Origin of the sequence: Burkholderia sp. 9120 (assembly GCF_000745015.1) — a bacterium.
Taxonomy (GTDB): domain Bacteria; phylum Pseudomonadota; class Gammaproteobacteria; order Burkholderiales; family Burkholderiaceae; genus Paraburkholderia.
The window spans coordinates 2,046,964-2,068,100 of the sequence record NZ_JQNA01000002.1 but is presented as its reverse complement, the minus strand read 5'-3'; the positions used below and the strand labels follow the sequence as shown (position 1 = coordinate 2,068,100).

General features: G+C 63.1%; 17 protein-coding genes. 5 read left to right on the top strand and 12 right to left on the bottom strand.

Translation table 11 applies throughout. The features are described 5' to 3' along the window. Positions 1-5: 5 nt before the first annotated feature. From glyS to FA94_RS17345, 5 genes are all read right to left on the bottom strand, one after another. Positions 6-2,114, bottom strand: coding sequence for a glycine--tRNA ligase subunit beta (gene glyS / locus FA94_RS17365; RefSeq protein ID WP_035553390.1), 2,109 nt, complete (start codon positions 2,112-2,114; stop codon positions 6-8). 15 nt (positions 2,115-2,129) lie between these two features. After that, entirely contained in the window at positions 2,130-3,137 is a 1,008-nt protein-coding gene (glyQ, locus tag FA94_RS17360; RefSeq protein WP_081935980.1) for a glycine--tRNA ligase subunit alpha, read from the bottom strand. Between the two features lie 249 nt (positions 3,138-3,386). Next, positions 3,387-4,997 carry an FMN-binding glutamate synthase family protein gene (locus tag FA94_RS17355; RefSeq protein ID WP_035553389.1) on the bottom strand — a complete coding sequence of 537 codons (1,611 nt, stop codon included), beginning with the start codon at positions 4,995-4,997 and terminating at the stop codon, positions 3,387-3,389. A gap of 131 nt (positions 4,998-5,128) precedes the next feature. Beyond that, the gene (gene mnmA / locus FA94_RS17350; protein ID WP_035553387.1) at positions 5,129-6,274 is read right to left on the bottom strand and encodes a tRNA 2-thiouridine(34) synthase MnmA; all 1,146 of its coding nucleotides are present in this window, start codon (positions 6,272-6,274) and stop codon (positions 5,129-5,131) included. Between the two features lie 59 nt (positions 6,275-6,333). Next, complete coding sequence (locus tag FA94_RS17345) at positions 6,334-6,813, bottom strand: NUDIX hydrolase (RefSeq protein ID WP_035553384.1); 480 nt, start codon at positions 6,811-6,813, stop codon at positions 6,334-6,336. Positions 6,814-7,104: 291 nt separating this feature from the next. Between FA94_RS17345 and FA94_RS17340 the strand changes: the two genes are divergently transcribed. The 3 genes from FA94_RS17340 (at position 7,105) to FA94_RS17330 (ending at position 10,100) form a co-directional block, all read left to right on the top strand. Beyond that, positions 7,105-8,247, top strand: coding sequence for a Re/Si-specific NAD(P)(+) transhydrogenase subunit alpha (locus FA94_RS17340; protein WP_035553381.1), 1,143 nt, complete (start codon positions 7,105-7,107; stop codon positions 8,245-8,247). Between the two features lie 66 nt (positions 8,248-8,313). Next, positions 8,314-8,646, top strand: coding sequence for an NAD(P) transhydrogenase subunit alpha part 2 (locus tag FA94_RS17335; protein WP_035553378.1), 333 nt, complete (start codon positions 8,314-8,316; stop codon positions 8,644-8,646). After that, a complete protein-coding gene (locus FA94_RS17330; RefSeq protein ID WP_035553376.1) occupies positions 8,646-10,100 on the top strand; it encodes an NAD(P)(+) transhydrogenase (Re/Si-specific) subunit beta in 1,455 nt (484 codons plus the stop codon). The genes FA94_RS17335 and FA94_RS17330 overlap by 1 nt, the downstream gene beginning before the upstream one ends. Before the next feature lie 62 nt (positions 10,101-10,162). On the opposite strand, the gene FA94_RS17325 is transcribed toward FA94_RS17330, so the two are convergent. The 4 genes from FA94_RS17325 to FA94_RS17310 form a co-directional block, all read right to left on the bottom strand. Next, positions 10,163-10,903 carry a helix-turn-helix transcriptional regulator gene (locus FA94_RS17325; protein WP_035553374.1) on the bottom strand — a complete coding sequence of 247 codons (741 nt, stop codon included), beginning with the start codon at positions 10,901-10,903 and terminating at the stop codon, positions 10,163-10,165. Positions 10,904-10,972: 69 nt separating this feature from the next. Then, positions 10,973-11,356 (bottom strand): VOC family protein, encoded by a 384-nt coding sequence (locus FA94_RS17320; protein ID WP_035553371.1) that lies wholly within the window; start codon positions 11,354-11,356, stop codon positions 10,973-10,975. A 203-nt stretch (positions 11,357-11,559) separates the two neighbouring features. Next, on the bottom strand, positions 11,560-12,855 hold the full coding sequence (locus FA94_RS17315) for a THUMP domain-containing class I SAM-dependent RNA methyltransferase (protein WP_035553368.1): 1,296 nt from the start codon (positions 12,853-12,855) through the stop codon (positions 11,560-11,562). Positions 12,856-13,050: 195 nt separating this feature from the next. Then, positions 13,051-15,201 (bottom strand): site-specific recombinase, encoded by a 2,151-nt coding sequence (locus FA94_RS17310; RefSeq protein WP_035553365.1) that lies wholly within the window; start codon positions 15,199-15,201, stop codon positions 13,051-13,053. A 1,328-nt stretch (positions 15,202-16,529) separates the two neighbouring features. On the opposite strand from FA94_RS17310, the gene FA94_RS17305 reads away from it, so the two are divergent. Further along, positions 16,530-16,979 (top strand): hypothetical protein, encoded by a 450-nt coding sequence (locus FA94_RS17305; RefSeq protein WP_035553362.1) that lies wholly within the window; start codon positions 16,530-16,532, stop codon positions 16,977-16,979. Between the two features lie 312 nt (positions 16,980-17,291). Beyond that, on the top strand, positions 17,292-17,522 hold the full coding sequence (locus tag FA94_RS17300) for a hypothetical protein (protein WP_035553360.1): 231 nt from the start codon (positions 17,292-17,294) through the stop codon (positions 17,520-17,522). Between the two features lie 518 nt (positions 17,523-18,040). Here the strand turns inward: FA94_RS17300 and FA94_RS17295 are convergent. The 3 genes from FA94_RS17295 to FA94_RS17285 are packed head-to-tail and all read right to left on the bottom strand — an operon-like array spanning position 18,041 to position 21,136. After that, positions 18,041-18,835, bottom strand: coding sequence for a PqiC family protein (locus FA94_RS17295; RefSeq protein ID WP_035553357.1), 795 nt, complete (start codon positions 18,833-18,835; stop codon positions 18,041-18,043). After that, entirely contained in the window at positions 18,832-20,493 is a 1,662-nt protein-coding gene (locus FA94_RS17290; RefSeq protein WP_035553355.1) for a PqiB family protein, read from the bottom strand. The genes FA94_RS17295 and FA94_RS17290 overlap by 4 nt, the downstream gene beginning before the upstream one ends. Then, positions 20,486-21,136 carry a paraquat-inducible protein A gene (locus tag FA94_RS17285; RefSeq protein ID WP_035553353.1) on the bottom strand — a complete coding sequence of 217 codons (651 nt, stop codon included), beginning with the start codon at positions 21,134-21,136 and terminating at the stop codon, positions 20,486-20,488. Before FA94_RS17285 ends, FA94_RS17290 begins: the two co-directional genes overlap by 8 nt. Between the last annotated feature and the right edge of the window lies 1 nt (position 21,137).

Genomic DNA, 21,137 nt, shown 5'->3' with positions numbered 1-21,137 from the left:
GGGGCTCAGGCAGCGAGTCGGGAAATGTCGGCGACGCAATTCATCTGCTGATGCAGTGCGCCGAGCAAGGCCAGACGGTTGGCGCGCAACGCCGGATCTTCGGCGTTGACCATCACGTCGTTGAAGAACGTGTCCACCGGTTCGCGCAACGCGGCAAGCGCGGTCAGCGCGCCCGTGTAGTCGCGTGCGGCGAGTTGCGATTGCACGCGCGGCGCGACCTGCTCGAGCTGCGCATGCAGGGCCTTTTCCGCCGCCTCGACGAGCAGTGTGACCTGCACGCCGCCGGTAGTGGCCACGCCATCCGACTTCTTCAGGATGTTCGAAATACGCTTGTTAGCCGCCGCGAGCGAAGCCGCTTCCGGCAGCAACGCGAACTCGCGCACCGCGTCCAGACGCGCGACGATGTCGTCGAGGCGCGTGGGATTCAGCGCCAGCACCGCGTCGATTTCGCCCGGCGCGTAGCCGCGTTCACGCAGCAGACCGCGCAGGCGGTCCATGCTGAACTCGTAAATGGCTTGCGTCGAATCGGCGACGTTCGGCACCGCGGCGAATTGCGCATAAGCGGCGCGTAGCAATTCGACGAAGTCGACCGGCAGTTGCTTCTCGACCAGAATGCGCAGCACGCCGAGCGCGTGACGGCGCAGCGCGAACGGGTCTTTCTCGCCGGTGGGTTGCAGGCCGATACCCCAGATGCCGACCAGCGTTTCGAGCTTGTCGGCCAGCGCGACGACGGTGCCGGTCGCGGTGGCGGGCAACGCGTCGCCGGAGAAACGCGGCTGATAGTGTTCCGAGCATGCGAGCGCGACTTCTTCCGGCTCGCCGTCGTGACGCGCGTAGTACGTGCCCATCGTGCCTTGCAGCTCGGGGAATTCGCCGACCATGTCGGTGATCAGGTCAGCCTTGGCCAGACGCGCGGCACGCTGTGCGAGCGCGATGTCGGCGCCGGTCAGCGCGGCAATCGCACCGGCCAGACCTTCCACACGTTCGACGCGTTGCAGCGCCGAGCCCAGCTTGTTGTGATACACGACGTTCGCGAGCAGCGGCACGCGATCCGCGAGCGGTTTCTTCTTGTCCTGCTCGAAGAAGAACTTCGCGTCGGCCAGACGCGGACGCACTACGCGCTCGTTGCCTTCGATGATATCGCCCGGCGTAGCCGTTTCGATGTTCGACACGATCAGGAAGCGCGAACGCAGCTTGCCGTTCGCATCGGTCAGCGCGAAATATTTCTGGTTGGTCTGCATGGTGAGGATCAGGCATTCCTGCGGCACTTGCAGGAATTCGTCCTCGAACTTGCAGGCGTACACCACTGGCCATTCGACCAGCGAGGTCACTTCGTCCAGCAGCGAATCCGGCATCACCACCTGGTCGCCGTCGGCTTGCGCGAGCAGATGCGTGCGGATGGTCGCCTTGCGGTCGGCGAAGTTCGCGACCACATGGGCTTTGTGCAACAGCGTGTCAGCGTACGAATCGGCGTGCTGGATCTGTACGAAACCTTCGGACAGAAAGCGATGGCCGAGCGTGGTGTCGTCGGCGTCGATGCCGAGCGCGCTCACCGGCACAACCTGATCGCCGTGCAGGACCGTGAGACGCTGTGCGGGCCGCACGAACTGAATGTTCGTGCCGTCCGGACGCTGATACGTCATGACCTTCGGAATCGGCAACTTCGACACGGCTAGCGCTTCGTCCAGCGCGGCTTGCAGGCCGTCGGCGAGCGTAGCGCCCGGCGCGGCATAGCGCAGGAAAAATGCTTCGGCCTTGCCGTCTTGTGCGCGTTCGAGATCGCTCACCGAGAAATCGGGGAAGCCGAGCGCCGCGAGTTTCTTCGCGAGCGGCGCGGTGGGCTGACCGTCTTTGTCCAAGGCGACGGACACCGGCAGCACTTTTTCACGCACCTGTTTTTCCGGCGCGACGGCGCGCACGTTCTTGATCGTGACGGCGAGGCGGCGCGGCGTCGCATAACGTTCGAACGACAGTTCGCCTTCGATCAGGTCGCGCGCCGCGAGGCGCTGCGCAATGCCTTCGGCGAACGCGTCGCCGAGACGCGCGAGCGCTTTCGGCGGCAGTTCTTCGGTCAGCAGTTCGACGAGCAGGGTAGCTTGGTGGGGTTGAGTCATGTCTGGGTGTTCTCGTCAGTCCGGATCGATCTTGCGTTCGACTTTCAGCGGCGGCGCCCACGCGGGCATCGCGGCGTCCTGCTCGTCGGTCGTGAGGCCGGGCACGCCGTGCACCGGATTGCCGAGCATCGGGAAGCCGAGCTTTTCGCGCGAATCGTAGTAAGCCTGTGCGACCAGCTTCGACAGCGTGCGGATACGGCCGATGTAGGCCGCGCGTTCCGTGACCGAAATCGCGCCACGCGCGTCGAGCAGGTTGAACGTGTGGCCGGCCTTCAGCACCAGCTCATAAGCGGGCAGCGCGATCTGCGCTTCCATCATGCGCTTGGCTTCCGCTTCGTAGCTGTTGAAGATCGAGAACAGCAGCTCGACGTTCGCGTGCTCGAAGTTGTAGGCGGACTGTTCAACTTCGTTCTGGTGATACACGTCGCCGTACGTGAGGCGACGAATTTCCGGGCCGTTCGGGCCTTGTTCTTCCCACTCGGTCCAGACCAGGTCGTAGATGTTCTCGACCTTCTGCAGATACATGGCGAGACGTTCGAGACCGTAAGTGATTTCGCCGAGCGCCGGCTTGCAATCCAGACCGCCCACTTGCTGGAAGTAGGTGAACTGGGTCACTTCCATGCCGTTCAGCCACACTTCCCAGCCGAGGCCCCACGCGCCGAGCGTGGGATTTTCCCAGTCGTCTTCGACGAAGCGCACGTCGTTCTGCTTCAGGTCGAAGCCGAGCGCTTCGAGCGAGCCGAGGTACAGGTCGAGGATGTTTTCCGGCGCCGGCTTGAGCACCACCTGGTACTGGTAGTAATGCTGCAGACGGTTTGGGTTCTGGCCGTAACGGCCGTCTTTCGGACGGCGCGACGGTTGCACGTAGGCGGCTCGCCACGGTTCGGGGCCGATCGCGCGCAGGAACGTATGAACGTGGGACGTGCCCGCGCCGACTTCCATGTCGATCGGCTGGAGCAACGCGCAACCCTGCTTGTCCCAGTAGGACTGCATTGTCAGGATGATTTGCTGAAACGTGAGCATGAAGTGCCTTTCGGGCATGAGGCCGCGCCGCAAACGCCGGAGCGCGCGAGGTGGCCGTGGAGCGAAGTGCTAAACCGTAGATTTTAACGGAAAGGGAGGGGGGTGTCCGTTTTGCGGGGTCGGACGGGACTGGCGGCACTCTTCAAATGATAAAGGACCGCTTCGGGCGGTCCTTTATCGTTACGACGCGGGTGGTCGGTCAGCCGGTTGTCATGCGCATGCCTTGGGGCAATCGGCTCCGCATCGTGCTCACGTCGCCGCCAACTCCACCTTCGGCGAGAACGAATCGCTCTGCGCCACCGGCCAGTATTTCTCGAACAGCGAGTAACGGTAATTGCCGTTCACCAGATCGTTCGGTTCCAGATACTTCAGCAGATCCGACATCAATCGCACCTCATGCGACGACACACGCCGCACGATGTGATGCGCGCGCAGTTCCGCCGGATGCTTCAACCCCGCGGCCTGAATGATTTCCTTCAGCGCGTGCAGCGTGTTGTGATGGAAGTTGAACACGCGATCGGCCTTGTCCGGCACGACCAGCGCGCGTTGACGCACCGGGTCCTGCGTCGCGACGCCGGTCGGGCAGCGGCCCGTGTGGCAGGTTTGCGCCTGAATGCAGCCCACCGCGAACATGAAGCCGCGCGCCGCATTCACCCAGTCCGCGCCGATCGCCAGCGTGCGCGTAATGTCGAACGCAGTGATCATCTTGCCGCTCGCGCCGAGGCGAATGCGCTGCCGCAAGCCAATCCCGACCAGCGTGTTATGGACCAGCAGCAAGCCTTCCTGCAGCGGCACGCCGACGTGATCGGTGAACTCCAGCGGCGCCGCGCCGGTGCCGCCTTCCGCGCCGTCCACGACGATGAAGTCCGGCAAAATGCCCGTTTCCAGCATTGCCTTCGCGATGCCGAAAAATTCCCACGGGTGTCCAATGCACAGCTTGAATCCAGTCGGCTTGCCGCCCGACAGCGTGCGCAAACGGTCCACGAATTCGAGCAGCCCGCGCGGCGTCGAAAACTCCGAGTGCGTGGCCGGCGAGATGCAGTCGCGGCCCATCGGAACACCACGCGTCTCGGCAATTTCCGGTGTGATCTTGGCGGCCGGCAGCACGCCGCCGTGCCCCGGTTTCGCACCTTGCGAGAGCTTCACCTCGATCATCTTCACTTGCGGCTCGGCGGCCTGCTTCGCGAATTTCTCCGCGCTGAACGTGCCGTCGTCGTTACGGCAGCCGAAGTAGCCCGACGCGATTTCCCAGATGATGTCGCCGCCATGCTCGCGGTGATACTTCGACATGGAGCCTTCGCCGGTGTCGTGCGCGAAGTTGCCTTTCTTCGCACCGAGGTTCAGCGCCATGATCGCGTTCGCCGACAGCGAGCCGAAGCTCATCGCCGAGACGTTGAAGATCGACATCGAATACGGTTTCGCGCGGTCCGGTCCGACCACGACGCGGAAGTCGTGATTCTCGAGCGTGGTGGGCGCGAGCGAGTGGCTGATCCATTCGTGCGCGACCGCTTTGACGTCGAGTTCGGTGCCGTACGGGCGGCTATCCACGTCGTTCTTCGCGCGCTGATAGACGATGCTGCGCTGGGCCCGCGAGAACGGTTTTTCGTCGGTATCGCCTTCGACGAAATACTGACGGATTTCCGGGCGGATGAATTCGAACAGGAAGCGGAAATGCCCCCACAGCGGATAGTTGCGCAGAATCGCGTGACGCTGCTGCGTCAGGTCGAACAGGCCGAGCGCGACGAGCGCCAGCGGCACGACCAGCCAGAACCAGGAAATGTGTTGTGTCGCGCCGAGCGCCGCGCAGACGGCGAGCAGCACGACTGCGCACCACATGGCCAGATAACGTCGAGAAAACATGGGGACTCCAGTGCAGTGGGGATCGTCACGGCGGGATCGCCAGCGCTGTCGGCGCAGGCGGAACCGCCGCGAAAGGGAACGAACGACTGCTTGTTATGGTGAAGCTAGCTGCGGCTGTTTGAGCGCATCGCTCAGCGGGCACTCAGCAGCGCCGCTTTCTGCGGCTGACGTGCCACCGGCTGCCCGGTCACCGCATGTTCGATGATGCCGCCGCCGAGGCAAACGTCGCCATCGTAAAGCACCGCGGATTGCCCCGGTGTGACAGCCCACTGCGCATCCGCGAAATTCAGCTCGAACAGGCCGGTCCCGACGTTTGCGTTGCCGAACGTGCAGGCCGCGTCCGCTTGCCGGTAACGGGTCTTCGCTCCGCACGCGAAGCCGTCCGCCGGCGGCTCGCCCGCGACCCAGCTCGTATTGCCCGCGCTGAGCGTATGGCTCAGCAGCCACGAGTGATCGTGCCCTTGCGCGACGTACAGCGTGTTCGACGGAATGTCCTTGCCGGCCACGAACCAGGGTTCGCCGCTGCCTTCCTTGCTGCCGCCGAGACCAATGCCCTTGCGTTGCCCGAACGTGTAGAACGCGAGGCCGATGTGTTCGCCGACCACTTTGCCGTCCGTCGTTTTCATCGGACCGGGTTGGGTGGGCAGATAGCGGTTCAGGAAGTCGCGGAACGGCCGTTCGCCGATGAAGCAGATGCCGGTCGAGTCTTTCTTCTTCGCATTCGGCAGCGCGATCTGTTCGGCGATTTCGCGGACCTTGGTCTTCGGGATTTCACCCAAAGGAAACAGCGTCTTCGACAATTGCGCCTGATTCAGCCGATGCAGAAAGTACGACTGGTCTTTCGTATGGTCGAACGCTTTCAGCAGTTCGAAGCGGCCGTCGTTCTCGCGCACGCGGGCATAGTGGCCGGTCGCGATGGTTTCCGCGCCGAGCGACATGGCGTGATCGAGGAAGGCCTTGAATTTGATTTCGGCATTGCACAGCACGTCCGGATTCGGCGTGCGGCCGGCCGAGTATTCGCGCAGAAATTCGGCGAACACGCGGTCTTTGTATTCGGCGGCGAAGTTGACCGCTTCGACGTCGATGCCGATCAGATCCGCCACCGACACCACGTCGATCCAGTCCTGGCGCGTCGAGCAGTATTCGCTGTCGTCGTCGTCTTCCCAGTTTTTCATGAACAGGCCGACCACGTCGTAGCCCTGTTCTTTCAGCAGCCACGCGGTAACCGACGAATCGACGCCGCCCGACATGCCTACTACGACTTTCTGCTTGCTCATAAGATGCTCACTGGGTGCTGCGGGACTTCATGGGATGGTGGGTCGGCCGCTCGTGACGGCTACCGTTTTTGCCCGACCGAATGCGTGTGCACGAAATCGAGCGGAAAACGCCGGCCCGCGAGGTAATCGTCGACGCACTGCATGACCAGCGGCGTGCGATGCCGCTCGGGACACGCGCGCAATTCGTCGGCGCTCATCCACAGCGTGCGGACAATGTCGGGGTCGAGCGCGCGCGCCGGGTCCGGTTCGCCGCTCGTGCCGCAGTAGGTGAAGCGCAGATAGGTCACGCCTTCGCTACCGGGCCGCTCGAAATGCGTCATGTACATGCCAACCAGCGCCTCGGGCGCGAACGGGTGGGCGGTTTCTTCGAGCGTTTCGCGGATCACCGCGTCCAGCAGCGTTTCTCCCGCCTCCAGATGGCCGGCGGGCTGGTTCAGGCGCAGGCCGTCGACGGTATGTTCCTCGACCAGCAGGAACCGCCCGTCACGCTCGACAATGGCCGCAACGGTGACGTGCGGCAGCCAGGATTCCGGATTCATGGGTGCGCATTTTACCGTTTATGGGCCTGGGCTGCCGGGAAGCGGGTGGGGAGTGGCTGGGTCGCCGACCGGCGTCCAGTCGTGGCAATGGGTCGCGCCGGCAAGACGGCGGCCCTGCCCGCGCGTCGCGGCACGATGCGGCCCGCATCCGTACAAGCCCCCGCATTGTCCCCGATTTCGACGCGGCTTCGGTTTCGGTTAAAGTGGGGCGTTAGCCGTTGCACTTGCAAGCCGGCGTGCCTCGTCGGCCGAACTGTCGTCAGTCAAACAGGAAGTCGAGGAGGAACAAAGATGCACATCGGAGTGCCAGCCGAGACGCGCGCGCACGAAACCCGCGTCGCCGCGACGCCCGAAACGGTCAAGAAGTATGTGACCCAGGGCCACCGGGTCACGATCCAGAGCGGCGCCGGTACCGGCGCAAGCTTTCCTGACGAAGCCTTTACGGCCGCCGGCGCTGAAATCGTCGACGCCGCTACGGCATTCGCCGCCGACCTCGTTCTCAAAGTCCAGTCTCCCACCGACGCCGAACTGCCGCTGCTCAAGCGCGGCGCGACGCTGGTCGGCATGCTCGATCCGTTTAACGCCGAAAACTCGGCCAAACTGGCTGCGGCCGGCGTGACCGCGTTCGCTCTGGAAGCCGCGCCGCGCACCACGCGCGCGCAGAGCCTCGACGTGCTGTCGTCGCAGGCGAACATCGCCGGGTATAAGGCGGTGTTGCTGGCGGCGACGCTTTATCCGCGCTTCATGCCGATGCTGATGACGGCCGCCGGCACCGTGAAAGCGGCACGCGTGCTGATTCTCGGCGCGGGTGTCGCCGGTTTGCAGGCGATCGCGACCGCCAAGCGCCTGGGTGCGGTGATCGAAGCGTCGGACGTGCGGCCGGCCGTGAAGGAGCAGATCGAATCGCTCGGCGCCAAGTTTCTCGACGTGCCTTATGAAACCGACGAAGAGCGCGAAGCCGCGCAAGGCGTCGGCGGCTATGCGCGGCCGATGCCGCCGTCGTGGCTCGCGCGGCAGTCAGCTTTAGTTCATGAGCGCGCGAAGCAGGCCGACGTGGTGATCTCCACCGCGCTGATTCCGGGCCGCGCCGCGCCGACGCTGATCTCGGTCGACACCGTGCAGGCGATGAAACCCGGCTCCGTGCTGGTCGACCTTGCCGCCGGACGCGGCGCCGAGTACGAAGGCCAGCGTGGCGGCAACTGCCCGCTGACCGTCGCGGATCAGGTGGTCGTCAAACATGGCGTGCAGATCGTCGGCTATACGAATCTGGCGTCGATGGTGCCTGCCGATGCGTCGTCTCTTTACGCGCGCAACCTGCTCGACTTCCTGAAGCTGATCGTCACGAAGGAAGGCACGTTGAATATCGATCTCGCGGACGACATCGTCGCGGCCACGCTGCTGGCCCGCGACGGCGAAGTTACGCGCAAGACCTAGCAACGAGTTGCATGGGACCGAAGTAAGCGCTAAAGCGCTAACTCCGGTCGACATAGGAGAACACCGATGGAAGTCATCAACCACACCGTCATCAACCTGATCATCTTCGTGCTGGCGATCTACGTCGGCTACCACGTCGTCTGGAACGTCACGCCCGCGCTGCACACGCCGCTGATGGCCGTGACCAATGCGATCTCGGCGATCGTGATCGTCGGCGCGATGCTCGCCGCTGGCTTGACGGTCGGCGATACGGGCAAGTTCTTCGGCACGCTCGCCGTCGGGCTCGCGGCGGTCAACGTGTTCGGCGGCTTTCTCGTCACGAGGCGAATGCTGGAGATGTTCCGCAAGAAAGAGCCGAAGAAGCTCGTTGCAGCCAAGACGGCCAAGGAGAACGCGTAATGAGTCTGAACGTCGTCACGCTGCTTTATCTGGTTGCGTCCGTCTGTTTCATTCAGGCGCTCAAGGGGCTGTCGAATCCGAAGACGGCGCGCATTGGCAATACCTTCGGCATGGTCGGGATGGCGATCGCGATCGTCACGACTCTCGCGCTGATCGTCAAGCAGGCGAATGCGCTTGGCTCGAATCTCGGGTTGGGGCTCGGTTTGCTGCTGGTCGCGTTGGTGATCGGCGGCGCGATCGGCGCGTTCGTCGCCGCGCGCGTCGAGATGACCAAGATGCCGGAACTGGTCGCGGCCATGCACTCGCTGATCGGTCTCGCCGCCGTGTGTATTGCGTATGCGGTGGTGTCGGAGCCGTCGGCGTTTGGTCTCGTCGATCCGGACAACATGACGCCGGGTTTCCTGCCGTATGGCAATCGCGTCGAGTTGTTTATCGGCACGTTCGTCGGCGCGATTACGTTCTCCGGTTCGGTGATCGCGTTCGGCAAGCTGTCGGGGAAATACAAGTTCCGGTTGTTTCAGGGCGCGCCGGTTGTGTATGGCGGCCAGCATCTGATCAACCTGATGCTCGCACTCGCGATGCTCGGCTTCGGCGTCATCTTCTTCCTCACGCAGTCGTGGCTGCCGTTCATCATCATGACGCTCATCGCGTTCGTGCTCGGCGTGCTGATCATCATCCCGATCGGCGGCGCGGATATGCCGGTGGTCGTGTCGATGCTGAACTCGTATTCGGGTTGGGCGGCGGCGGGCATCGGCTTCTCGCTGAACAATCCGATGCTGATTATCGCGGGCTCGCTGGTGGGGTCGTCGGGCGCGATTCTGTCGTACATCATGTGCCGCGCGATGAACCGCTCGTTCTTCAATGTGATTCTCGGCGGCTTCGGTAACGAAGCGGGCGCGGCGGCGGCGGGTGGGTCGGCGGAACAGCGTCCGGTGAAATCCGGTTCGGCCGATGATGCGTCGTTCATGCTCGGCAATGCTGAGACGGTCGTGATCGTGCCGGGTTATGGCCTCGCAGTGGCGCGCGCGCAGCATGCGTTGAAGGAGTTGACCGACAAGCTGGTCGAGAAGGGTATCGATGTGAAGTACGCGATTCACCCGGTGGCCGGACGGATGCCGGGGCACATGAATGTGCTGCTCGCGGAAGCCGAAGTGCCGTACGACATGGTGTTCGAAATGGACGACATCAACGGCGAGTTCGGTCAGGTCGATGTGGTGCTGGTGCTCGGCGCGAACGACGTGGTGAACCCGGCCGCGAAGACCGATCCGAAGTCGGTGATTGCGGGGATGCCGATTATCGAGGCGTATAAGGCGCGCACGGTCATCGTGAACAAACGGTCGATGGCGGCGGGTTATGCCGGGCTCGACAACGATCTGTTCTATATGGACAAGACGATGATGGTGTTCGGGGATGCGAAGAAGGTGATCGAGGATATGGTGAAGGCGGTGGAATAAACCGGCGTGGTGAATTCGCGGCCTGCCAGGCGAGGGGCTGCGAATTCGCCTTTAGTCCCTTTCTACCGCGGCTTCGCATTCACATGCCGCATCAAATCCGCCAACCTCTTCCCTTCCTGATCCGGATACTGTTCGAGCATCTGAAGGTTCTGCATCTTCTCCAGGCTGAAATTGCGAAAGTCGCTGCGCAACTCGCACCACGCGCCCAGCGTCCAGCGCGCGCCCCAATACGCGAGCGCAAGCGGCCACACGCGCCGCTCGCTCGCCGCGCCACTCGCATCGGTATAAGCAAACCCCACCACATGCCGCGTGTCGATCGCGCGATGCAGCGCGTCGAGCTGCGTCGAGAAATCCCCTTTAATGTGAAACGACGGCGCGAACACAGCGAGCCGCTCGAGCGCCGCGCGTTTATCGGCCGGCATGGCAGAAGCGATCTTCGCCAGCGCGCCACGCGCGCCGCTCGCGAAGCCTGAGCCGCCCCACGATTCGAGCATGCGCGCGCCGGCGGCGAGCGCGGCGAGTTCGTCCGCAGTGAAGGTGAGTGGCGGCAGACTCGCCGCGCGGCTCAGACGGTAGCCAATGCCCGCTTCGCCTTCAATCGGCACACCCGACAGTTGCAGATCGCGCACGTCGCGATAGACCGTGCGTAGCGAAATATTGAGCCAGTCGGCGAGTTGTTGCGCGGTGGTCAGACGCCGTCCGCGCAGCAGTTCGGCGATCTGGAACAGGCGGTCGGCGCGGCGCGTCATCGTGGGTGATTGGTAGAAGAGGACGGGAACGGTCCCGCGATGATAGCGCCGCATGCCGTGCCCCGGTCAGCGTTTTGGCGGCTCCCGCACGCACGTCTGCGGGCGGAGGCGTTGCGTTGCGCTTTAACCGTTGGTCCGCGAATGCAGACCGAGGCGGTTGCCTTCCGTATCGGTGAAGAACGCGATGTAGCCGATATCCTGCGGCAGCTTGATCACCGGACCGTCGGTCCTGCCACCGGCCTGCTCGACGCGCGCGAGCACCGTGTCGACGTTCGGTTGTGCGTTCAGATAGACGAGCACGCCGTCGTCGGTCGGCTTCATGGCCGGATTGTGGACGATCGCGCCGCCCGTGGCCGGCTCTTCGTAGCCGAAGATGGCGATCGGACGGCCGCCGACTTCCTGCACGTTCAGTTTGACGTCGAACGTGGTTTCGTAAAAGCGGACAGCGCGATCGAAATCGACGGACGGGATTTCGAACCAGGCAACAACCTTGGATGCGTTGGACATGTCACTCTCCTGTGGATGGCGGGTAAGCCGTGCAAAGCGCCGGATGGCGTGAGAAGGAGTGTGCGGGGGTGCTACTGACAGCGTGGTGTCAGTAGGGTGTGGCAGCAGCACCCACAAAATGTCGACGAAAAAAAACCGCGGAGCCGAGTCCGCGGTTTTTTAACATCCCATTCGTTTTACAGCGAGCGGTTGAAACCGTTGCCTCACTCCGCCGGCGTATCGCTCTGCTGCGGCCGTTGCCGCACGCTGCCCGCGATCAGGTCGAAGCGGAACAACCGGCATTCGAGCGCGCCATTAAAAAGCGGCGTTTTGGTCGATTCGCGCAAACGCAACTGACCCGGCAACTTGCGATCCGACGTCAGGATGAACGCATGCCAGCCGGTGAAGCGCTGCTTCAGCGCGTCGCCGAGCAACTGGAAGAACTCGCTATCCGGCGCTTCTTCCTGAGCGCGATGGAAACTGTCGTCTTCGCGGGGCTCACGATTGGCGCGGCCTTCGCGGATCTCGCCGCGCGCATTGCGACCACGCACTTCGATCCGCTCGCCGTACGGCGGATTGGCGACCAGAATGCCCGCGTCCGACGACGGCGAGGTCATGCCGCGCGCGTCGACCTGTTTAAGCGGGATGTTCGGCAAGCCGGCGCGCTCGAAGTTGGCGCGCGCCTTGTCGAGCATGTCGCCGGAAATATCGCTGCCGAAGATCTGCAGATCGGCGCGCGAGCTGCGCCCGGCGTGCTTTGCGTCGAGCGCGGCGGCCTTCAGCGGCTGCCAGGTCTTGGCTTCGAACTGCTTGAGCCTCTCGAAACCGAAGCGGCGCTCCGCGCCCGGCGCGATGTTCAACGCGACTTGCGCGGCTTCCGCGAGGAACGTGCCGCTGCCGCACATCGGGTCATACAGCGGCGTACCGGCGTTCCAGCCGGTCAGACGCAGGATGCCCGCCGCCAGGTTCTCACGCAGCGGCGCCGCGCCCTTGTCGAGGCGCCAGCCGCGTTTGAAGAGCGGATCGCCGGAGGTGTCGAGGTAAAGCGTGCACTCGGTGGCCGTGAGGAACGCGAACACGCGTACGTCGGGCGTGGCGGTGTCGATGCTCGGCCGGTCGCCGCTGACTTCGCGCAGACGGTCGCAGATCGCGTCCTTGACGCGCAGTGTGGTGAATTCCAGGCTGCGCAGCGGCGATTTGATCGCGGTGACGTCCACGCGCAGCGTTTCTTTGGCTGAGAACCACTGTTCCCAACGCTGCTCGAGCGCCAGCGCGTAAATATCCTGCTCGCTGCGATACGGACGATGCGCGATCTTCAGCAGCACGCGGCTCGCGAGTCGCGAATGCAGGTTGGCGGCCATGCCGGCAGCCCAGCCTCCGCGGAAATGCACGCCGCCCGGCACTTGAGCGCCGGCCACGAACTGCGCGCCGTTGATGTGCCTGGCGGCGATCTCGGCGAGTTCGGCCGCGAGCGAAGCTTCAAGGCCGCGTGGGCAAGGGAGGAAGAAATCGAAGGACATTGAGGTTGCCGGAAGGCGTTAGATAAGGCGCCATTGTACGCGGTCGGGGTGGGCGGCCCGCGCGATTGCGTGGCGGGCCGGGCTGAGACGGCCTGCCGAACCGCCGCCGCCCGTACGCGGTCGGCTGAGCCGCCTCGTGCGATGGCATGGCGGCTCGACCTGAAACGGCCCACCGAGCCACCGCCGGCCGCGGACTTACTTGCTTTCGGGCGCGGTTTTCGTCGGCCAGAACAGTTCCTGCGGACGCTGAAACACCCGCTGCCAGATCGCGCCACGCAGCGAGCGCACCGCGTTGCGCCGCAGATCGCGCGACCGGACGGCCATGTAGAACGCGAGCGCGAAGCTTACGGCCACGTTGAGGATGGCCATGCTGCCGACCCCCGCCACGGCCCACCAGAGTTCCGGCAGCTTCAACGCGTCCTTGCCGAGCACGCCGAGCGCGACACCGATCGAGCCGGCGCTGAGCGTCACGTGACGCACTTCGAAGGTGAAGGCGAACGCGGTGAGGATCGCCGGGACGAGCCCCAACATCAGACCCAGCGTGATATTGCCGACAACGCCTGCCACGTTCGAGCGGCAAGCCTGCGCGAGACGCGCCGCGCCCGCTGCGCCGAGCGTCAGGCGCAGACGCCGGTTGTAGGCGAGCGCATCGCCGACGCGATGCAGGACGAACCAGTTGTCCGCCCAACCGGCGATCAGGCTGGACGACCACAGCAGCACGCCGGTCAACGCGGCGTAGAAGGGCGTGGGTCCGATCAGCGAGAAGGAATGCAGCGTGGCGTGGGCCTTCTCCGGCGAGATGATGTTGGCGTTGAAGAGCGTGTGCCAGAGCAACTGCACGCCGAAGCAGACGGGGAACACGAGCAGCACGTTGCCGAGGACGGCGGCGGCCTGCGTGCGCATCAGCGCCATCACCGAACTCACGAAGCTGTCGACGCCGGCCGGCGTGCCGGTGCCGTCGAGTTCGCGGGCGAGGGTCGGCGCGGTCATGGCCGGTTGTTTGGTGGCGAGCGAGAAGTGCAGGAAGTGCATCAGCAGGAAGCTGGCGGCGTAGTTGATACCGGCCAGCAGGCCTTCGAGCATGGCTTGCAGATGCACGCCGGTGATGGCGAATTTCACGCAGACCGTGACGACGGTGACGAGTCCGCCGCCGGCGGCCATGCGCAGCATCTTCAGATACTCGGCGCGATCGCGGGCGATGTAGTGTTCGCCGGTGTCGGCGCTGTACTCGACGACTTTGCGCGCTAGCAGCGAGAAATTGCTGCGCACCAGATGCGCGACGCTTTGGCTCGCGTGATTCGCGTTGACGAGTTCGGCGGTGAGGCGTGCGCCGGCGTGCGGGTCGTCTTGCGCCATCCATGCGTTGAGCAGATGCTCGGCGCGCACGATGCGCATGCGCATCCGCTCGACCTGGAACACGATGTCGACGCTGACGCCGTTTCGGTAGAGATGGGCGAAGACTTTGTCGGTGGCGCTGCGGCATTCGTCGAGCAGCAGGCGCAGGTAGTTGACTTCGTGCAGAAGCTTGTCTTGCGGTTCGCCTGCGGCGACGGATTGATGCGCGGCTTCGACGGCTAGCATCGCGCGGGTGAGGCGGTAGAACGGTTGCTTTTCCATCGCGATGCGGACGTCGCTGGTTTCGCGGGTGTCAACTTCGCCGATGCGGCTGCGGACGATTTGCGATAGGCCGGTTGAGCTGATCTGGCAGGTCAGGTTGTGCAGGGCGGCTAGCAGGTCGAGGGAGAACGGGGTGGTGTTCTGTGTTTCGGTTTCGTCGGGTTCGTAGTCGAAGAGCGCTCGGATGCGGACCAATAGGTCGGTGGGGAGCGTGGCGATCCAGTCGGCATCGTGTTCTGAACTGAACATCAGCGTGACGATCGCGGTCAGGTCGCGGCGGTTTGGCGCGGGTGGGATCAGCGAGGCTTCGAGGCGCTCGAAGAGGGCGCCGAAGAAGCCTGAGTGCACGGGCATGCCGGCGTCGCAGAGTAAGGAGAGGCCGTCGCTTTCGCGTAATAGCGCTCGCAGGATGCCCGCGACATTTGCCTTCCAGGTGGGGTTGCGGTCCAGGACGTGCAGTAAGTAGCGGATTCTTGTGTGGGCTGGGTTGGAGCGGGGTGTTGCTGGCGTTGCTGTTGCCTGTTCTGTTGTTTGTTCCGTTGTCGCGTCGTTGGTGGTCTGCTGCACTTCGCGGCCGCGACGGATCCAGTGGGCGAGTTCGATCAACCATTCGCTGCGGTCCGCGTACGGGGCGGATTTGTTCGCTATCGCAAGGAGTGCGTCTAGCTGGTGGCCGCCGTCGCGGGAGGCTCGCCATTTTTTTAGTAAGCGGGTTAGCGTGGTGAGCATGTTTTTTTTGCTGTCCTACTCGGTGGGGCCTGCGGGGCGGTGCGCTGCCGCGGCTGTTTGCTGTCTTCTGTTTGCTGGTAGGTGGGAGGATATTGCATGTTCGGCCGGCTATGGTTAGCGTTTTGCAGAATTTTGCGGTTGCGGGGCACTAGGCTCCTCGATGGTTCGCTTGCTGCGTTGGCCTTTCCTTGCTTTCTTAGTGGTCTATTAGCGTTGCCCCTGTGCGGGGCGGCACTCACTTTTCTTTGCCTGCCGCAAAGCAAAGTAAGCAAAAGAAAGCGGCTCACACCGTTAGCTCATAAGCGGGTCCCCCGCGCAGTCACGGTAGTGGTGCATCTGGAATCTGTGTTCTCGCACATTCCGCGCTCGTGACACAGCAGTCATTCTTCCGGCGACGCTGCGCGCGCCGTCGCGGTCGTTCACGCACGGCCCCTGCTAAGCGGGGCCCTCGCACAGTTGCGGTAGTGGCTCATCTGGAAGCTGTGCTCTCGCACACTCCACGTAAGTGACACAGCAGTCATTCTTCCGGCGGCGCTGCGCGCGCCGTGGCGGTTGTTCATGCACTGCCCCTGCTAATCGGATTCCTCGCGCAGCGGCGGTAGTGGTGCATCTGGAATCTGTGTTCTCGCGCATTCCACGCTCGTGGCTCAGCAGTCATTTTTCCGGCGGCGCTGCGCGCGCCGTCGCGGTCGTTCACGCACGGCCCCTGCTAAGCGGGTCCCTCGCGCAGTCGCGGTAGTGGCTCATCTGGAATCTGTGTTCTCGCACATTCCGCGTTGGTGACGCAGCAGTCATTCCCCCCGCCTCGCGCTGCGCGCTCGCCGGAACGGCCTGCGCGAATCGTCACCTCGTTCTTCTCGCAGCCGTGCGCACCGTGACAAGCCTTCAATTACGCGCATCGATGCGTGAGCGGTGCCGTTCGGTCCGCATCATGTGCTCGTCGTGAGTGACGCAAATCCGATCAGCATCACTGATTGCTTGGAACTCTGACAAGCGCATTCGGAAATTTCGGAAATGAGGGCGGCGTGCACTTTTTAGCCCGCGCAGGTGATCACTCGTCAGGTGGTACGTCTTAGACTTGCTTTGTCGTGCGCGTCACGACAAACGGGTTTAGCAGCCTGTATCACGTAGGACCTCGCGCGTTTGCGGAAGCAGATGTGTGGTCGTCTATGCAAGTCCTTTTCATTGGGCGGGCCTTGTCGGGGGAGCCTCACGGCTCACCGGTGATTGGTTCTACGTGCCGGTCTGCTAAACCCGTCAATGTGCCCGCTCACCCAGATTTTTCAAGCGAGTGTCGGGCGATCCAGGTCAGCAATTGGAGATCGCACATGAGTAGATCCGTCAAGAATTCTCGAACCGTTTCGCGCGCGCCTGTTGACGCCATGCAGTATGAAAAACTTGCGCTGTCTGCCAGCAGATTGGTTGATCGGCAGATCACCCAGTTGAACAACCTGATAACGCTGGCGACCTCGATATACAAGAGTCCGGCCGTAACGGTCGACGAAAGATATCGTCAGCGAACATTGCTGGGATTATTGATCGACACGGGAGAGGAATACCGGCGAGAGATCGAGGCTGACCAGGAGTTGTACAGCGTCATCGCGCTTGATGCGAAGGGAACACCTCAAACCTGCCTCACGGCGCGTCACGCGAGGAAGCTGCTGGCCAGGTCCGCAGGTGAGGCATCCAGCAATGACGAAAGCACTCGTGCAACCAGGGCGACGCCGAACAACCGCGTTTGCTTCAAGGTTTCACGTCGCACGACGCTGACGCACTGACGGGAATGCCGCTGAGCGTGGGCGCTGCAAGAGAAGCAGAGGCGAGAGATGCGACTGCCCGCGTCTTTCTCGTCGCGACTCCCGTCTTTCAGATGTCGAACAGTCGAGGGCTTCTGAAATTCTACGTGCTGGCCGCGCCTTCTGGCGGCACAAACTGAGCTGCCTGATTGTTTGTCTTGATGCCGTCTATTGCTATCGCGCGGTTCTTTTCCGCTGGATATGAGGCGTATTGAGTGTCTAGTTTGGACAGCGACTGTACGTGGTGACGAGAGATCTGACGGAGTAGTGAAACGCTTTTCAGGAAAGCAGAAGATGAGTGAAAAACCGGTGTTAGCTGAGCGGCCGAGAATGTTTGAAGATGCGCCTCTGACGATTGCGGAGTTTTGTGAGCGCTATAGGATCAGCAAAGACATTTACTATCGTTTGCGCGCGAAGGGTGAGACACCGCGAGAAACGCGGCTGAGTCCGCGGCGTGCGGTGATCTTGATTGCGTCTCTGCGGGAGTGGGAGCGTCGCAAGCTTGAGGAAGATCGGAAATTGTGAGTCGGCAAAGCGCAGATCCGAGCCCGGAGCCCAAGCGTACCAACGCATGTGTCGAACGAAAAAACGCACCGCGATCAAGTAGTACTTGAATGACCGCGACGGCGCGCGCAGCGCCGTCGGAAGAATGACTGCTGTGTCACGAACGCGGAGTGCGCGAGAACACAGATTCCAGATGAGCCACTACCGCCGCTGCGCGAGGGCCCCGCTTAGCAGGGGCGGTGCGTGAACAACCGCGACGGCGCGCGCAGCGCCGCCGGAAGAATGACTGCTGTGTCACGAACGCGGAATGTGCGAGAGCACAGATTCCAGATGCACCAGTACCGGAACTGTGCGGGGGACCCACTTATGAGCTAGCGGTGTGAGCCGCTTTCTTTTGCTTACTTTGCTTTGCGGCAGGCAAAGAAAAGTGAGTGCCGCCCCGCATAGGGGCAACGCTAATAGACCACTAAGAAAGCAAGGAAAGGCCAACCCCGCAAGCGAGCAACCGAAAGCGCCGCGCAGGCAAAAAGGCCCAACCATCACCCTCCAGCAGCAACAGTCCCCGGCTCAGAAGGACAACCCGGCACAACAACAGCGCCGACAGCGTTCTTACCAGCCCCAGCCCCAGCCCCAGTCCCAGTCCCAGTCCCAGTCCCAGTCCCACGACTCTGCGAAGCAACAGACCCAGCCCCAGAAGCCGCAACCATACTCCGCACAGCAGCAGCCACCTGCAAAGAAACCTGCATCAAGGCTTTCCGATGCCCATCAACCAGCGAGTCATAGCCCCCGCCAACGGGCTCACTAACAACACTCCGACAGGTCATCACCGCATTACTCCGCACGGCCCGCACACTCCAGACGGCGTCGATCAACGCATGCGATCCAGGCCAGGACTCGAACCTCTGCACATTCAAGCTAACCCGATAAACCGCAGCCGAATCCGACCTGGCCGTCCCATACACATCAATCGTATTGAGCTGCTGCGTAAGGCTAGTCGACAAAGCCCGCCGAATCTCATCCCCCGGCAGTGAAGCCCACCGCTCATCCTCAAGCACCTTCACCTGAGTCGGCCCGGTCTGCACGACCATCTGATTCTTGGCGACCTGCGGCGGCACATCGACCGGCGCGACCTCGATCAACCAGGCCGGCGTAGCCGAAGAAGTCCGCGCGCTAATCGCCGCAACGTCCCCCGCCGACCCATCCACCCCCAGCGTATAAAACCGGCTAGACGGCGACGAACACGCCGCCACCACCATCACACCGGCCAAAGCGCCGACAAAAACCGCACCGCGCACAAGCCCGCGCGTCGAGCGGGGGAGCCGGTCAAACATCATGGTTTATCTCCTGTTTTACCGCGCAACAGCGACTCGGGATGACGCTCCAGATAATCCGACAGCGCATTCAGCGACTGCAACGTCCGCGTCAATTCCTGCAACGCCTGATGCACATCCGACTGCAACGGCGAATCCTGCTGCAACGTCGCCTCAGCCGTCCCAAACGTCTGCTTCGCCGCCGCCAACGTATCGCGCGCTTGCGGCACGACTTCCGTATCGAGTCGCGTGAACAACTGATCGGCGTTCTTCAGCGCGCTGTTCAGGTTGTTGCCGATCTGATCGAACGGCACCTTATCGAGCTTCTTCGCGATATCGGCCACCTGCAGTTGCAACTCGTCGAGCGTGTTCGGAATCGTCGGCAGTTCGAGCGGATCGCTTGCCACGTCGACGGTTGCCGGCGCCGCCTTCGGGAAGATATCCAGCGCCACATACAACTGGCTCGTAATCAGATTGCCGGTGCGCAACTGGCCGCGCAAACCATGCTTGACCAACTGTTGCAGCAGCGTCTGACCGGCGAGCGTGCCCGGCGTCGGCGCGGTTTCGCGGAAGCGCTTGCCAAGGCGATCCGGGTACAGATTCATCGTCACCGGCATCGTGAAGCTACGCGTCTTCGGATCGTAGTCGATGTTGATGTTGGTCACCTGCCCCAGCACGATGCCGCGGAAATCGACCGGCGCGCCGACCGACAGCCCACGCAGCGACTGGTTGAAGTTCATCACCACCCGCAACGGCACGCCGTCCGGTTCACGCATCGCGTCCGCTTCGTCGGAACCGAGGCGGAACGTCATGTTGTTCGGCGCCTGCGCGCCCACGCCTTGGCCCGGCGGCGACTGGAACGACAAACCGCCGACGATCACCGTCGCCAGCGACTGCGTATTCAGCTTGAAGCCGCTGGAATCGAGCCGCAGATCGACGCCGCTCGCATGCCACCAGCGCGAGTTGGTGCCGACGTACTGGTCGAACGGCGCGGACACGAACACCTGCATCGTCACGCCGGTGCCGTCCTTATCCAGCGAGAAGCCGACCACCTGGCCGACCTGCACGCGTCGATAGAAAATCGGCGAGCCGATGTCGATCGAGCCGAGCGAGTCGCCGTGCAGGATGAACTGGTGGCCCTTCTGGTCGCCGGTGATCGGCGGCGGCGTTTCAAGACCGACGAAGCTCTTCTCGGCATCCGGCGAATGGCCCGCATCCGCGCCGATATACGCGCCGGAAAGCAGCGTGGTCAGCCCCGACACCCCGCTCGCGCCAATTCGCGGCCGCACCACCCAGAAGCGCGAATCCTTGGCGGCGAAGTCTTCGCCTTCCTTGGTCAACTGCACCTGCACCAGCACGTGCGACAAATCCTTCGACAGCGTGATGGTCTTCACCGAGCCGACGTCGACGTCCTTGTACTTGACCTTGGTCTTGCCGGGCTCGAGGCCTTCGGCGCTGATGAAGCTGATCGTGATGGTCGGACCTTTCTCGGTCACCGACTTGATCACGAGCGCGATGCCGATCAGCGCGGCGATCAGCGGAATCACCCAGACGAGCGAAGGCAGCCAGCGGCTGCGCGGCTCGATGTCGGGGTCCGGGAGTTGGGGCGGCAGCTTCGGTCCGTTCGAATCGTTGCGCGGCGCATCATCGGAAGCGGGCGTCGGTCCTTGCGGGCTAGTCATGATCGGGGTCCTGAGGTTTTTTAGTACGGCTTTCCACGTTGTCCCAGATGAGCCGTGGATCGAATTGCATCGATGCCAGCATGGTCAGAATCACCACCGAACCGAAAGCGATCGCGCCCGGTCCGGCCGTAATGACGGCAAGCGATTTGAAGCGCACCAGCGCCACGGTCAGCGTGACGACGAACACGTCGAGCATCGACCAACGGCCGATCCGCTCGACCATCCGGTAGAGCACGGTGCGTTGCTCGGGCCGCCAGCGCGAACGGCGCTGCGCGGTGACGGTGAGCAGCACGAGCACGCTCAGCTTGAGCATCGGCACCATGATGCTGGCGATAAACACGATCACCGCGAGCGGCCAGTCGCCCGACGTCCAGAAGTACACGACGCCGCTCATGATGGTGTCGTCTTCGGAACCGAGCAGCGAAGCGGTGTGCATGACCGGCAGCAGGTTCGCGGGAATATACAGCAGCGCGGCGGCGATCAACAGCGCCCATGTGCGCATCAGGCTGTCCGGGTTGCGCGAATGCAGGCGCGCGCCGCAGCGTCCGCAATGCTGCGGCGTGACGGAACGGATGCGCGGCTCGACCCGGCCGCATGCATGGCAACTCACCAGACCCGCGCGTTTCGCGGAGATGTATTTCATC